Here is a 15,795-nt window from a genome sequence, read left to right as displayed (position 1 = left end):
TATAATTTCACAATTTAATTGACGCCATTAAATCGCCACCATAGGATCGCCGCCAATTAATGGCACAAAGCCATACAGAGGGATCTGGAAATGTGGTGTTTGCTACGTGGGACCAGGCTCAACCTGATGTCCGCATTTTTTTGTCTGAGCGCCGCCGGGATGGCTCAAGCCGCCACGTTGCAAAACGCCCCAGGCGTCACTGACCTGATCCGTGATCGCCAGGATCGTCTGCTTGAAGAACAACAGCGCCGCCTTGACGAACTCAAGGACTTGCCTGGCAAAGCCACCGTCCCTGCCAAGCCCACAGCCCCTGCCGATGCCCGTTGTTTTCCTATCAAGGACATAGAACTCAACGGCGCCGACAGTCTTTCCATCAGCGAGCGCGCAAGGCTGCTCAAGCCATTTATCGACAAGTGCCTTGGCGTCACTCAGCTCAATGAGTTGCTTAAGGTCATTACCGATTACTACATCGAAAAAGGGTTGGTCACCAGTCGCGCTTACTTGCCACAGCAAGACTTATCCGCCGGTCATCTGAAGGTGCTGGTCGTCGAGGGCAAACTCGAAGGGCTGCGGGGGGCGCAAGACAGTCAATTTTCTAAGCGCGAGTTAGGCATGGCGTTTCCCGGCAAGACTGGTGAGCTCGTCAATCTTCGCGAAATCGAGCAGATGGTCGATCAGTTGAACCGCTTGCCATCGAACCAGGCGCAGATGGAGCTTTCCCCGGGTAAAGCCGTCGGGGGCAGCGAAGTGCTGGTCAGGAACACGCCTCAAACACCATGGCGGGCAGGTTTATCGCGCAGCAACGACGGCCAGCGCAGCACCGGCGAGCAACAGTGGGGCACCACGTTTGATTGGGACAACCCACTGGGCCTGGCGGACCAATTGAGTCTACGCGGCGGCCACGATGCGGTGAGCGATCACCAGCACACGTCCAACAACGCGATGCTCAATTACAGCTTGCCTTGGGGCTGGTGGAACTTCACATACACCTACAGCCAGAGCGAGTACCGCTCGCAGGCACAATCCAATGGCTTCAATTTCAAGCAGACCGGCGACAGCGAAAACCATCAGTTACGCGTTGAGCGGGTGATCCATCGCGACGCCGTGAGCAAAACCTCCGTCAGCACCGGCCTGTCGTACCTGCGTACCAACAATTTCATTGAAGACAGCAAGCTGGTACTGAGCAGTAACCGCATCAGTGAAGCGCAGTTCGGCATCAACCACGGCCGGCGAATTGGCGGTGCGTTCATCAACTTCGACCTGGGGATGCAGCAAGGCATCGGCGCGTTGGATGCCCAGGGTAATGGCCATCCGGGCCCTGGCGAACCGGACGCGCGCTACCGCAAATACACCGCCACCGCGAGCTACTTGCAGCCTTTCAAGCTGTGGGGTGAGTCGTTCAGTTTCAGCAGCCTGATGACCGGCCAGCACAGCGAAGACGTGCTGTTCAGCCCGCAGCGCACCAGCCTCGGCGGTCTGTCGTCGATCCGCGGCTACAAGGACCAATCCTTGTCCGGCGACAGCGGTGGCTATTGGCGCAACGACCTGCGCTGGAGCCGCCCGGTCACGTTTGAATGGTTGCACCCGGTATTTGCCGAATACGGCACCAGCCTCGGTTATGACCAAGGCGTGATCAGCGCTAATCGCTACAACGGTGATCAGCATGGGCGGTTGTCCAGCAACTCGGTAGAGCTGTTTGCTCGCGGCCAGCACCTGGCCGTCAGCGTGACGTTTGCCCACTCCCTGGAGCGCCCGCAAGCGTTGACCGAGCGCGAAGCGCCGATCTATTTCCGTATGGATTTATTCCTCTAATTTCGCCAATTTGAGACTTTCGACATGGACGTTCGCCAGTACGCATTCCTCGCGCGCCAGCCTTCTGCGGCCGTGAAAACCAGAGGGCAGTTCTGTGGCCTGCCCAAACGTTGGTTGGCGCTTCTGTTGGCCAACGTCATGTTCTGGCAACCGATGTGGGCTCAGGCCGAAGGGATTGTGGTGGCGACGCCGGGCACCAGCCTCGGGCAGGCGGGCAACGGCGTGCCGATTGTGCAAATCGCCACACCCAATGGCGCAGGGTTGTCGCATAACCAGTTTCACGACTACAACGTCGGCACCCAAGGTGTCATTCTCAATAACGTCACGGCACAAACCGGCATGACGCAACTGGGCGGCATCATCGTCGGCAACCCCAACCTGACCAAGGGTGTCGCGGCGCAGACCATCCTCAACGAAGTCGTAGGTGGCAGCCCGAGCCAGTTGCGCGGCTATACCGAAGTTGCAGGGCAATCGGCCCGTGTGATTGTCGCAAACCCGTATGGCATCAGTTGCAACGGTTGCGGCTTCATCAACACTCCGCGCGTCACCCTCACCACCGGCAAACCGGTATTGGATGCTGCGGGCCGACTGGACCACTATCAGGTCGATCAGGGCAGCGTCGCCATCGACGGTGCCGGGCTGAACGCCAACAATGTCGATCGTTTCGAGATCATCACTCGCAGCGCAACCATCAACGCCGAAATCCAGGCGAATAACCTGACGGTCATTGCCGGTCGCAACGACGTTAACGCCGATAGCCTCAACGCCACTGCTCGCGCCAACGATGGCAGCGCCAAACCGGAACTGGCCATCGACTCCTCTGCACTGGGCGGCATGTACGCCGGGGCGATCAAACTGGTTGGCACCGAGGCTGGGGTCGGGGTGAAACTGGCCGGCAATATGGCCGCCAGCGGCGGGGATATTCAACTCGATGTCAACGGCCAACTGAGCATGGCCCAGACCGCTGCCAGTGGCGCGGTCAACGTCAAAGCCGCCAGCCTCGACGCCCAGGGCCCGGTCTACGCCGGCACGGTCGTCAACGTGCAAACCCAAGGCGACCTGAGCAACCAACAATCCCTCGCCGCTCGGGACAGCATCACCCTCACCGCCGGCGGGCAACTGACCAACAACGGAATCATCGAAGCCGGAGTTAACGCCGACAACAGCCGCAACGCCAATGGTGACGTCAGCCTCATCGCACAGAACCTCAACAACAGCGGTAAAAGCGTGGCGGCCAGCCGCACCCTAACGGTCAGTACAACGCAAACCCTGACCAACCAGGGCGGGACGTTGAGTGGGCAAACCACCACGGTCAACGCCGGCACGCTGGATAACCAGAACAGCGGTCGGGTGCTGGGGAACGGTACGCTGAATCTCGCCGCTAATCAGGTGCTCAACACGCTGGGAGTCATCACCAGCCAAGGCAACCTGACCGCCAATGTTGGGCAATTGAACAACCACAATGGCGAGCTTTCCAGCGCCGGCAACACCACGGTGAATGCCTCGTCACTGGATAACAGCGATGGTCAGGTGACCGGTGACGTTGCACTGAACATTGGGCTGATCGGTGCACTGAATAACCAGAACGGTGTGCTAGGTTCCGGCAAGAACGTCAGTATCACTGCCGCCAGTCTGGACAGCAGCCATAACGGCAGCCTTGTCAGCGATGGCGACCTGACCGCACGCATTGCGGGCCTATTCGATAACCAGAACGGTGACCTCAGCGCCAAAGGCGTGGTTGACCTGCAGACTGGCAGCCTCGACAACCGTAATGGCAGCCTGTCCGGCAAGGACCGACTGACGCTGCGCAGCGATTCGCTGGACAACCGCACCGGTAAAGTACGCGCCGCCAACGATTTGCAATTGAACGTCGGGCAACTGGATAACCGCCAAAAAGGGCTGCTCAACAGTCAGGCCGCGATCAATTTCACCGGCACTCAACTGGACAACCGCGGTGGCCTGTTGAGCGCAGTGGGGCCAATGCGTCTGGACGCAGCCAGTACCGATAACAGTGGCGGTCGCATCGCCAGCCAAACCGATCTGATCGCCAACGTTGCGCAGTTCACCAACCTGGGGGGAGAACTGGTCGCCCAAGGCGCGTTGACCCTGAACGGCAAGGTACTGGATAACAGTGGCGGTGGCCTGGTAGGCGCCACAAAAGCGCTGAAACTCAACGTCGATGCGGTGGACAACCGTGGCGGGGAAATCTCCAGCGCCGTCGATGTCAGCCTGCAAGGCTCGCAACTGAACAACAGTGATAACGGCAAGATCCTCGCCGGCACCGATCTAGGCCTGCGTGTGGCACAGATCATCAACCAGACCCAAGGCCAGCTATTCAGCAAAGGCGCAACGACGGTTGCCGGCCAGAGCCTGGACAACAGCGGTGGCAGTCTCGTCACCCAACAAGGCCTGGATATTCGTCTCGACAATGCCTTGAGTAACGTCGAGGGCCTGATCAGCAGTGAAGGTACGTTGACCGTCAATGCGGCGAGTCTCGACAGCACTCGCGGTAGCCTGTCGAGTGCCGGTGCCTTGACGTTGACCACCTTGGGCATGCTGAAGAATCGGGGGGGCTCGATCAGCGCAGACAGCACCTTGACCCTCAACAGCGCCAGCCTCGACAACAGCCAAAAAGGCCTGATCAGCGGCAAGCGTGCGACGGTTGTAACGACCGGGACGTTCGACAACACTCAGGGCGGGCAATTGATCAGCAGCGACACCCTTGACCTGAGCGCGGCTCAGGTGAGTAACGGGGTTGCCAGCCGAATCGCCAGCGATAAAGCGTTGACCGCCAGTGTCACCGGGTTCGATCAGCAGGCTGGTCAACTGTTCAGCAAAACCTCCCTGAGCCTCGACTTGAACCACGGTCAGTTGAACAACCAGAACGGCCTGATCAACGCGCCGCTGCTGATGTTGAAAAACCTCAAGGACGTCAACAACCAGAACGGTGAAATCTCCAGCGCCCAGGCGTTCAGCTTGCTTGCCAGCAACCTGGACAACAGCAACGGCAAACTCATCAGTAACCAGAGCCTGACACTGCGCATTGATCAGCGGTTGACCAGTATCAAAGGCCTGATGTCGGCCCAGACGCTGGACGTGCGCAGCGAGCATCTCGACAACAGTGGCGGTCTGATCAGCAGCCGCGGCACCCTCGGGGTAACGGTAGACGGTCAGGTCGTCAACCAGGACGGCACCCTGATTGCTGACGGTAATGTGCAAATCAGCGCCGACAGCGTGGACAACAGCCGTGGCCAGATCGCCGGTAAAGCCGATGTCACGACCAACGTCGCAAACGTCAATAACCAGGGCGGACAACTGATTGCAACCGGTGGCCTGACACTGACCGGTACCAGCCTCGACAACCGCAACGGCGGCCTTGTCGGAGCAAACAACGCACTGAACTTGAGCGTCGGCTCCATCGATAACCGTGGGGGCGAGTTGTCGAGTGCATCCGACATCACCTTGGTGAGCAACCGCCTGGACAACAGCGATGGCGGTCAGGTGGTTGCGCAGGGCGCGCTGGCGCTGACAGTCGATCATGTCATCAACCGCGCCAAAGGTTTGCTGTCGGGCAAGTCTGACCTGACGTTGATCGGGCAGGATCTCGACAACAGCGGCGGCTCGCTGTTGAGCCAGAAAAACCTCAAGGCCGGACTCTCCGGCGATCTGACCAACAGCCAAGGCCTGCTGAGTGCTGAAGGTGTGCTGGACGTGACCGCAGCCAGCCTGACCAATACCTTCGGCAGCCTGTCTGCTGCAGGCCCGCTGACAGTGACCGCCACGGGCGTCGTGCTCAACCAGGGTGGTGAGATCGTTACCGATGCAGGCCTGGCGATCAACAGTGCCGGCCTCGACAACAGCAACAAAGGCAGCATCAGTGGCAAAGGCGCGGTGAGCGTGAACACCGGAGCGCTGGATAACAGCCACAACGGACGGTTGAACAGCGGTGACACGCTGAACCTGACGACCGGCCAACTGACCAACCAGGACGGCGGCCGTATCGCCAGTTCCGGCGCTCTGACCGCGAGCGTCACTGGCCTGGATCAACAGGGCGGCCAACTGTACAGCAACGCCGCCCTGACGCTGGACGTGAACCAGGGCCAATTGAACAACCAGAACGGGTTGATCAGTGCGCCGTTGCTGATGCTCAAAAATCTCACCGACATCAACAACGATGGCGGTGAAATCTCCAGCGCCCAAGCGTTCAACGTGACCGCTCGCAACCTGAACAACAGCAATGGCAAGTTACTGAGCAATCAGGCCCTGACCCTGCGCGTCGATCAGGCACTGACCAACCTCAAAGGGCTGATAGCTGCCGCCACACTCGACGTCAAAGCCACCAGCCTGGACAACAGCGGCGGGACGCTGACCAGTCGTGCCAATCTGGACTTGAGCCTCGACGGACTTCTGAATAACCAGAATGAAGGGCTGATCAACGCCACCAACGGTCTGACCATTAACAGCCGCGGCCTCAATAACCAGAGCGGCTCACTTTTGGGCAGCGCAATTGCCATCGATTTTGGTGCGGCCACAGCAGACCTGAACAACAGCGGCGGCCTGATCACCACCGTAGGTGTGTTGAGCATTCAGCACTTACGCGACCTGAGTAACCGCAACGGCGAAATCTCCAGCACTCAAAGCCTCGATCTCAGCGCGCGGGCACTCGACAACACCGGCGCAAAACTGATCAGCAACAACGTGCTGACAGTGAATGCCGACACCGTGCAAAACCTCGGTGGTTTGCTGTCTGGCTGGCAGGGCCTGAGCCTGACCAGCAACGGCCTGGATAACCGCAACAAAGGTACGCTGTCGAGTCGCGACGGCGATGTTTCCGTCGCCGTCAGCGGTGAAGTACTCAATAGCGGCGAAGGCGCAATCGTCAGCCGGAAAGACCTCAATCTCAACGCCGCGAATCTGGATAACAGCAACGGTGGTGTGATCTCCAGTGGCGGCGCCCAGACCCTGACCCTCAGCGGTCTGCTGACAAACGCCCAAGGCGGTTTGATCGACAGCGGCGCGGCGCTGGTGATTCAGGCGATGACGCTGGGGAATGCCGGCGGCACCATCAACGCCCAGCAGGGCCTTAGCTTCACCGGCACCGCGCTGGATAACACCGGTGGCAATCTGGTCGGCAACGCGGCGGTGACCCTCGACTTGCTCGGCGCGCTGACCAACACCAATGGCAAACTGGCCAGCGTCGGCCCGCTGCGGGTTCAGCGCTCAACGCAAATCGATAACCAGGGCGGCCAGCTCGCCAGCCAAGGCTTGATGACGCTGCTCACCGGCGGCCTGGACAACCGTAATCGCGGTACCGTCGCGGCCAACGATCTGCTGACGCTCACCACGCCGGGCGCCCTGCAGAACAGCGCCGACGGCTTGATCTACAGCCAGACTGGCGACTTGAATATCCAGGCGGCCAACCTCGCCAACGCCAAAGGCACCTTGCAAAGCCAGGGCGCGTTGACTGTCATCACGGGCGGCGATATCGACAACCAGAGCGGCCGGATTATCGCCAAGGCCGGTGACCTGTCGATCAACGCCAACAACCTCGACAACCGCGGCGGCGTGCTTTCCAGCCTGCAAGCAGCGTTCACCACGCACCTGACCGGCGTGCTGAAAAACGGCTATGACCTGAACAACAACCGTCAGGGCGGCGTGACCCAGGCACAGCGCTTGAACCTGACCGCCTTGGGTGGCATCGATAACTACGGCGGACGGGTTTCGGCGCAAAGCGGTGACGCGATCATCACCACCGGCAACTTCGACAACCGTAACGGCGGCCTGTACGCCAAAGGCAAGATCAACGTCACCGGCAACGATTTTGACAACAGCGGCGACAATGATGGCCAGATTGCCGGTCAGCAGATCGACCTCAACCTCAGTGGCGCACTGAATAACCGGCTGGGCATCATCGAAAGCGACAGCACCCTGGCGATCAAGGCCGCGAGCCTCGATAACCAGACTGGCCAACTGCGTGCCCTGGGCAGCAGCGGTAAAACCGACTTCCAGATTGGCGGGCTGTTTGACAACCGCAACGGCACGCTGGAAAGCGCCAACACCGACCTGAGCCTGGCTGCAAGTGGCTTTCTCAATGATGGCGGCAGCTTGCTGCATGTGGGCGACGGCACGTTCGACATCTCCACCACTAACGTCACGGGCGCCGGCGGCTCGATCGTCACTCGCGGCGGCCTGACGCTTAACGCCGATAGCTGGAGCAACAGCAACGTCATCCAGGCCGCGCGCCTGAACGTCAACGTCAATAACTTCACCCAGACCGCCAGCGGCCAACTGTTGGCGTCCACCAGCCTCGTCGGTAGCGGCGGCAATTGGACCAACGACGGACTGATCGCCAGTGACGGTGCGCTGAGCCTGAACCTCGGTGGCACATACGCAGGCAATGGCCGGCTCAGCAGCCTTGGGACACTCGGACTGAGTGCCGGGCAAGTGAGCCTGAACGCGGCTTCGAGCATTGCCGGCGGCGGGGATACCACGGTGTCAGTCGGCGGCCAACTGAGTAACGTCGGTCGCCTGACGTCGGCGACTAACCTGACCGTCAACGCTGGGGGCATCAACAACCAGGGTACGCTGGGCAGCGCTCAAACGCTGACCGTGACCACCGGCACGCTGGTCAATGATCGCGGGCTGATCTTCAGTGGCGGCAACATGGGCCTGCGGGTCAATGCACTGAACAACAACTACGCCAACATCTACAGCTTGGGCAACCTCACGATTGACCGTGACGGCCAAGGCGCCCAGGCCACCAGCATCCTCAATAATTCCGCGTCGATTCAGAGCGACGGCAGCATGAGCCTCTCGGCGAGCACCATCCAGAACACTCGGGACGTGCTCACCGTCAACAACGCAGGCATCTACACCGCCAGGATCGGAGAAGTGACCTGCATCGAAGGGTACAACGCCGGTGACTGTAGCGGAAAACAGAACCACGTTTGGGAGATCGTCCAGCGCGAGAAACTTGAGGTCACTGCGGCCAGCGCTGCGGCCAGCATCACGGCTGGCGGCGACCTTACCCTGAACGGTGGTGACCTGCTGAACCAGAGCAGCACCATCGCAACGGGGGGCAACTTGAGCGCCACACTGGTCAACCTGACCAACAGCGGCGTTGAAACCGGTGAAACCGAAACTACCCGTATCTATAGGTCCGAGCGAGTCCGCGACGCGGGCAGCTGGTACGACGCCGCGAATGCCTTCACGAACCAGTACTGGTATCAAAGCAGCGGCTATAACGCCGCTAACCTGAGTGGCCTTCTGGGCGGGATGGCCAACTTTATTGGCATGACCGAAACTGAACTGCCGGGATTGGGCAGCTCCCGCAAGCTGGCTTCCGGCGACCAGAGCTACGCGGCGATCATCCAGGCCGGCGGCGCGGTCAACGTCAACGCTCAGAACACTATCGGTAACGGTGCCGTACGCCCTGGTTATACCTATGTAGGCAGCGGTCCGCGCACCGATACGGGGGCGGCGGGCAGTGCGTTCTCCACGCGCATCAGCCTCAACCAGCAATTGCCGCCCAACCTCTCCCAGCAGCAAGTCAACCCGCTGGCCTTGCCGGGCTTCGCGTTGCCCACCGGGCAAAACGGCCTGTTCCGCTTGAGCGCTCAAGACAGCAGCGCCCCAGCGAAGACCGGCGCGCAGAGCTGGACCATGGGCGGCGGCGCCGTCAATCCGGACCTGCGTCAGCAAGCACTGCCCAATGTTCAGTCCCGCAACATTCAACTGGGCAACAACGCTCAGGCTTCGGCCAGCAGCGTAGACCTGAGCGCGATAGATCGTCAGACGCCAAACGTGAGCGCTGGGGCCCGCGCATTCAATGCCAGCACGCCGGCCGCTGACGCGGATAGCTCAGCACTGCCCAGTCGTTCCACGGCGTTTACCGTTAATCGCGTCCAGGGCTTGCCCGCCAGCAGCGGTCAGTCCAAACCGCAGAAATACCTGATCGAAACCAACCCAGTACTCACCGACCTCAAGCAGTTCATGAGCTCGGACTACCTGTTGTCCAACCTCGGTTACGACCCCGATCAAAGCGCCAAGCGCCTGGGTGATGGTCTCTATGAACAGAGCCTGATTCAGCAAGCCGTAGTCGCCCGAACCGGCCAGCGCTTCATCGACGGCCAGACCTCCGACGAGGGCATGTTCAAGTATTTGATGAACAACGCCGTCGCCAGCAAACAGGAGCTCAACCTGTCGCTTGGTGTCAGCTTGACCTCCGAGCAAGTCGCGGCCCTGACCCACGACATTGTCTGGATGGAAAACGCCGAGGTGAACGGCGAGCAAGTGCTGGTGCCGGTGCTGTACCTGGCCAACGCCAACAATCGCCTGGCCGCCAACGGCGCCCTTATCCAGGGCCGTGACGTGACCCTGATCGCCGGTAAAGACCTGAACAACGCCGGCACGTTGAAAGCCACCAACAACCTCTCCGCCACAGCCGGCAACGACTTGGTGAACAGCGGCCTGGTCGAAGCGGGCAATCGTCTCGACCTGCTGGCCGGCAACGACTTGATCAACAAGGCTGGCGGTGTCATCGCCGGCCGCGACGTCTCACTGACGGCCGGCCGCGACGTGATCAACGAACGCACTGTCACCACCCACGAAAGCAGCAGCGGCTACCGAACCGAACGCACTGACTTCGTCGACAACGCCGCCCGTATCGAAGCCGCCAACGGCCTGACCGTCAACGCCGGGCGAGACGTCAACAACACCGGCGGCGTGCTCAAAAGCGGCACGGACACCGCGATCGCTGCCGGACGTGACGTCAATCTTGTCTCTGCTGAACAAGTCACCAGCGGCGTGCGTGGTTTGCATACGAACCAGACCATTACCCAATACGGCTCGACCGTCGATGCAGGGCAAGACTTGAAGGTCAGCGCTGGCCGGAATGTCACCGCGATTGCCAGTCAGATTGCTGCCAAGCGTGATGTGAGCATGAGTGCGGTGGGTGATCTGACCCTGGCTTCGGCGGCGGATGAGCAGCATTCGTATGGTAAGACGAAGAAGGTGACGAGTCAGGAGGATCATGTTCAACAGGTTTCCACGACGGTGACAGCCGGAAGCAACGTCGCCTTGAGTGCGAACCAGGATCTGTTGGTAAGCGCCAGTCGTGTAAGTGCCGGGAAGGAAGCTTACCTGTACGCAGGAAACGATCTAGACCTGAACGCGGCGCAAAACAGCGATTACAGCTACTACCGCAAAACCAAGACCAGCAGCGGTTTGTTGTCCAGCAGCCAGAAGACACGCATCGACAGCAGCAGCTCTATCACTCAACAGGGCTCCTCCATCAGTGCCGACACGGTGGTCGTCCGTGCCGGTCGGGACATTGGCACTACCGCCAGTGACGTAGCTTCCACCAACGCCACCAGCCTGATTGCCGGACGCAATGTGGTGATTGACGGGGCGACGGAAACCTTCGAACAAAGCCATTCTACGTCGAGTAAAAAATCCGGTCTGTTGGGGACTGGTGGTATAGGTTTCACCATAGGTTCGACTAGCCTTCAAAATACCTCGAGCAGCACTACTGAGAGTAGTAAGGCCAGTACCGTCGGCAGCGTGCTTGGCAGCGTCGATATTCAGGCCGGTAAAGATCTGACCATAAAAGGTTCCGATGTTATTGCAGGCAAGGACATCAACCTTATTGGCCAAAACATCAACATTATTGCTGCCGAAAATAACAACAAGAGCGAGCAAACCTCTAAAAGCAAAAGCGGTGGATTGACGCTGGCACTCTCCGGAACCGTCGGCAGCGCGGTCGATACCGCTTATCAAACGGCCAAGCAAGCTAAGCAGGAAGACGACAGCCGTGTATCCGCCTTACAAGGTATCAAAGCAGGGTTAACCGGTGTTCAGGCTTGGCAGGCTGCTCAGCAGAGCGGCGAAATGACTGCTGACAACGCTGGGCAGTTTGTCGGTATTAGCATCTCCCTCGGTGCGCAGAAGTCGAGTTCAAAACAAACCCAAGAACAAACGATTAGCCAAGGCAGTAGCCTGACCAGCGGCAACAATCTCGGCATTGTCGCCGTCGGTAACGGTACTCCTGGGGTAGACGGTGATATCCGTGTTCAAGGCAGTAACCTCAAAGCAGTCAACGACATTTCGCTGGCCGCTGAGCGGGATATCCGTCTTGAAGCAGCCGCCAATAGCCAAAAGTTGGACGGCAAAAACAATAGTGGCGGTGGCGCAATCGGGATTAGTTTGGGGGTCGGCCCTCAAGGCGGTGGCCTGAGTATCTTCGCCAACGCTAATAAAGGCACAGGTAATGAAAAAGGTACCGGCACCACATGGACTGAAACCACGCTGGATGCAGGACATCAGGCTAACCTGGTCAGTGGGCGAGACACGGCCCTTAAGGGCGCACAAGTCAGTGCCGACAAGATCGCTGCCAGTGTTGGTCGCGACCTGACACTGCAGAGCCTTCAAGACACCGACAATTATAAGTCCAAGCAAACTGATGTGAGTGGCGGCGTGAGTGTCACGATCATCGGTACAGGCGGTTCAGCCAGTCTTAGCGTCAGCCAAACCAAGATCGACTCCAAGTACCAAAGCGTGCAGGAGCAGACCGGCTTATACGCGGGTAAAGGTGGTTATCAGGTTGATGTGGGTAATCACACACAACTTGATGGAAGCGTCATAGCAAGTACCGCAGAGGTCGATAAGAATCGGCTGAGTACAGGTACTCTCGGCTGGAGTGATATCAAGAACGAGGCCGAATACAAGAGCCAAATGCAAAGTGCCAGCGTCAGCAGTTCCAGTGACGGCAGTGGCGGTTTTACCAGCAATATGCCCAGCGGTACTTTGATCGCTTACAACCATGGTGGCAGCGCCAGCGGTACGACCTCATCAGCCGTCTCCAATGGCACCCTCGATATTCGCGACCCTGCCAAACAACAGCAAAATGTGGCGACCCTTAGCCACGACGTCGAACATGCCAACGACAGCATCAGCCCAATCTTCGATAAAGAGAAAGAGCAGAAGCGCCTACAACAGGTAAAACTGATCAGTGAGATAGGTACTCAGGTCTCGGACATCGTTCGCACCCAGGGTGAGCTCAATGCGGAAAAAGTCGCGCGCAAAGAGTTGGCCAGTCAGGGTAATGAAAAGCCTACCCAAGAGCAGATACGGGCAGCGAAGTCCTATAAGGAGGCTATGGAGCCATACGGCACGGGGGGCGACTATCAACGTGCGACTCAAGCCGTGACGGCGGCCCTGCAAGGATTGGCAGGAGGCGACATCGGATCAGCCCTAGCGGGGGCTTCTGCCCCCTATCTTGCGAATTTTATTAAGCAGCAAACGGAGGACAACGACACCGCTAGGATCATGGCGCAGGCGGTGCTTGGCGCAGTAGTTGCCAAGACTCAGGGGAATTCAGCTGCGGCGGGGGCGGCGGGCGCCGCTACAGGAGAGTTGATTGCTGCTCAGTTGTATCCGTCTATTAAACGTGAGGATTTGAGCGAGGCGCAGAAACAGACAATCTCGGCGCTCTCAACACTGGCGGCAGGCTTTATCGGTGGCGCGGTGGGCGGCGACTTGGCTGGGGCGGCGGCTGGCGCTCAATCAGGCAAAAACGCAACAGAGAACAATGAGCTAGGCAGTCGCCTGCTTGCAGAGAAGCGCTATCGCGACTACGCAGAGCAAAGTTGTGGCGGCGTGGCAGCAGAGGTATGCCGGTCGAACTACAGCCAAAAAATCATGAATGAAAGCGGACCTGTCGTCGCTGTGTTGGCGGGTACCGGGGTTGCTGCAGGGGTTGTGCTACTGGGGCCGGAGTTGATGCTCGCTTGCGGCATGAACCCGACAATTTGTACGGAGCTTGGCATTGCGGCGGTTGAGTTGCCCTTTGGGGCTGCGACCACTGGCGGTACAGCGCTGGGCATGGGAGGATTTGGGAGTGTGGCGGCGAAGGAGGTAGCCGCCGCTGCCGATGCAACTGGTGCAGTGCAAGGTGCAAAAGATGTGGTGCCGAACCCAGGTAAGACCGCTGTTTATTCTTCGACGGCGGAAGATGGTACTGTGCAGTATGTTGGTATTACCGATAATCTTGAAGCGCGGTCAGCAGCACACTTATCCCAGAAAGGCATTGAGATTGATGCAATACCAGGTCTTCAGAATATATCTCGTAGTGATGCGAGAGCAGTTGAACAAGTGTTGATCGAATACAACGGTTTAGGTAAAGATGGTGGCTCATTGATTAATAAGATCAACAGCATATCTACAGCAAATCCGATTTATGCGGAGTCTCTCGCTAGAGGTGCGGCTCTTTTGAAGACAGTTGGATATCCGGGGTTCAAATAATGATCAAGGTCGGAGATGTATTTGCCATCGCAACTACGAGTGGAAAAGCATATTTCCAGTTTGTAAAAAAAATCCCTCCTATGGGTTCATTAATTCGTGTCTTGCCAGGTACGTATGATAGCGAGCCAGATTTGGATGTCTTGGTGGATGAAAAAACAAATTTCTGGGTTTTTTTTCCAGTCTCGGCAGCTCTGAAACAAGGAATTATCCAAAAAGCTAAGGGTTGTACTATTCCAGCGCACTCCAAGGAGACCCCGACCTTCCGTGCTGGAGTAGTGGACCCTTCAACTGGACGTGTTGATACTTGGTGGTTTTGGAACGGGGAGATAGAATGGAAAATTGGCGAAATCACCGAAGAACAACGGAAGTTTCCTATACGTGGTTCATGGAACGACACGCTATTGGTCCAGAGAATTGAAGAGGGCTGGCTGCCGGAAAAGGATAGGCGTTAACTCTATCGATTCTAGTCGCATGTTGGTGCAAAAGCAACTGGTGAAGTCGTGCCTGTTGTTACTTCTGGTACTACTCGGACAGGTGTTGTTCGTACAAATGCCGCAGACTGGAGAAAACTGCGTGATAACTGGGATGACCTTGGATATGGTCAAATCTTAAGTACTGAAAATCGGGCCGCGATTGCTAAAGGGAAGACTCCGAAAGTTGACGATGCATGGGTTAAGGTTTTTCCTGAGGATGCAGGGCTAAAGGGCGAGAGAATTCCTATGCACCATGTTCAAGGTTCACCACTTACTGTGCCACTGCCTGATACACGGCATTTGGACGCGCATATGCCAGGAGGATTTAGATATAATCCAGGCGGTCCAGGGTCAGCTCTCCCCGCATACCCTCCGAAAAAAGGAGCAGAGTAATGCATTCCATACAGCTAAAGTTTGCAAAGCAAAAGTTAATTTTTTACGTGGCTCAGGATTTGGACCAGACTATTAGATCTAATGTGGAGCAGCTTGTGAATGAGGTTGCTGCGTCAAGAATATGGAGCGTTACTCCGCCAAGCTTTATTGACGAGATAGACGAAAGTGGCGCGGAAGTAGTAGGTGGGATTTTGGAAATTTATTCGGCTTTGCCGCCAAACATACTTCCTATTGAGATGGACTCAAAAAACCTAGATGACGTAGAGGCGCTGGTAGGTGCCGTAAAAAAACTATCTGAAAAAGAAAATCTTTCTTTTGAGTTCCAGTTAGATACTACTTTTGTTGGCGCTATTGAGGACGGTGTTATTGATCGAGTCCTGATGGACGGTTTGCTTGTGCCGTGGCGAAATCACATCAAAGGTAAAAGTTGAGTTGGTGCAAAAGCACATGCTGACGCTCCCAATACACCTAGATTTATTGCGGATCCTGCCGGTAACATTATTGATTTAAATTATACCAAGGGACCCAGAGGGAAAACAGGGTCAGACCACGATTTTTTATTTGTTGGTTTGATTTTTAATGGTGGTCTGACCCGTATTTCTCCTTAATGGTGGTCTGACCCCTATTTCTCCCGGGTCAGTGATGATCAGGGGCGCAGCACGAGCCGGGGGCTGGCGAACGCGCTTAACCGCTAAGCACTAGTGGACTGAGCGGTTAATTCATTTATCTAATGGTAACGATATACTGTGCGTCCAATGTCATGGATTGGTTATGCGCATGGCCCGACCGACTTCCCCCTTCGCTTTAATGCCTTCCG

5 protein-coding genes are annotated in these 15,795 nt (G+C 57.6%); all 5 read left to right on the top strand.

Annotated features, from left to right (window positions below):
- The first annotated feature begins 90 nt into the window (after positions 1 to 90).
- Genes ACP7CJ_RS23235 through ACP7CJ_RS23215 form a run of 5 tightly spaced genes read left to right on the top strand, consistent with a single transcriptional unit; the run spans position 91 to position 15,409 of the window.
- Complete coding sequence (locus ACP7CJ_RS23235) at positions 91 to 1,812, top strand: ShlB/FhaC/HecB family hemolysin secretion/activation protein (RefSeq protein WP_426102252.1); 1,722 nt, start codon at positions 91 to 93, stop codon at positions 1,810 to 1,812.
- A 24-nt stretch (positions 1,813 to 1,836) separates the two neighbouring features.
- Positions 1,837 to 14,112 carry a hemagglutinin repeat-containing protein gene (locus ACP7CJ_RS23230; protein WP_426102254.1) on the top strand — a complete coding sequence of 4,092 codons (12,276 nt, stop codon included), beginning with the start codon at positions 1,837 to 1,839 and terminating at the stop codon, positions 14,110 to 14,112.
- Positions 14,112 to 14,564: a hypothetical protein gene (locus ACP7CJ_RS23225; protein ID WP_426102256.1), complete on the top strand. Its 453-nt coding sequence runs from the start codon at positions 14,112 to 14,114 to the stop codon at positions 14,562 to 14,564. The genes ACP7CJ_RS23230 and ACP7CJ_RS23225 overlap by 1 nt, the downstream gene beginning before the upstream one ends.
- 48 nt (positions 14,565 to 14,612) lie before the next feature.
- Complete coding sequence (locus ACP7CJ_RS23220; protein WP_191952596.1) at positions 14,613 to 14,978, top strand: hypothetical protein; 366 nt, start codon at positions 14,613 to 14,615, stop codon at positions 14,976 to 14,978.
- Positions 14,978 to 15,409, top strand: a complete 432-nt coding sequence (locus ACP7CJ_RS23215) for a hypothetical protein (protein ID WP_406956412.1) — start codon at positions 14,978 to 14,980, stop codon at positions 15,407 to 15,409. Before ACP7CJ_RS23220 ends, ACP7CJ_RS23215 begins: the two co-directional genes overlap by 1 nt.
- The last annotated feature ends 386 nt before the right edge of the window (positions 15,410 to 15,795 follow it).

It is taken from the genome of Pseudomonas sp. PSPC3-2 (assembly GCF_049897085.1).
Taxonomy (GTDB): domain Bacteria; phylum Pseudomonadota; class Gammaproteobacteria; order Pseudomonadales; family Pseudomonadaceae; genus Aquipseudomonas; species Aquipseudomonas paraveronii.
The sequence above is the reverse complement of the archived record's forward strand: the minus strand, read 5'-3'. Positions and strand labels throughout refer to the sequence as shown.

Coding starts and splice junctions, on each gene's coding strand:
- ACP7CJ_RS23215 (WP_406956412.1), top strand. CDS start 14,978: ATGCATTCCATACAGCTAAAGTTTGCAAAGCAAAAGTTAATTTTTTAC.
- ACP7CJ_RS23225 (WP_426102256.1), top strand. CDS start 14,112: ATGATCAAGGTCGGAGATGTATTTGCCATCGCAACTACGAGTGGAAAA.
- ACP7CJ_RS23235 (WP_426102252.1), top strand. CDS start 91: ATGTGGTGTTTGCTACGTGGGACCAGGCTCAACCTGATGTCCGCATTT.
- ACP7CJ_RS23230 (WP_426102254.1), top strand. CDS start 1,837: ATGGACGTTCGCCAGTACGCATTCCTCGCGCGCCAGCCTTCTGCGGCC.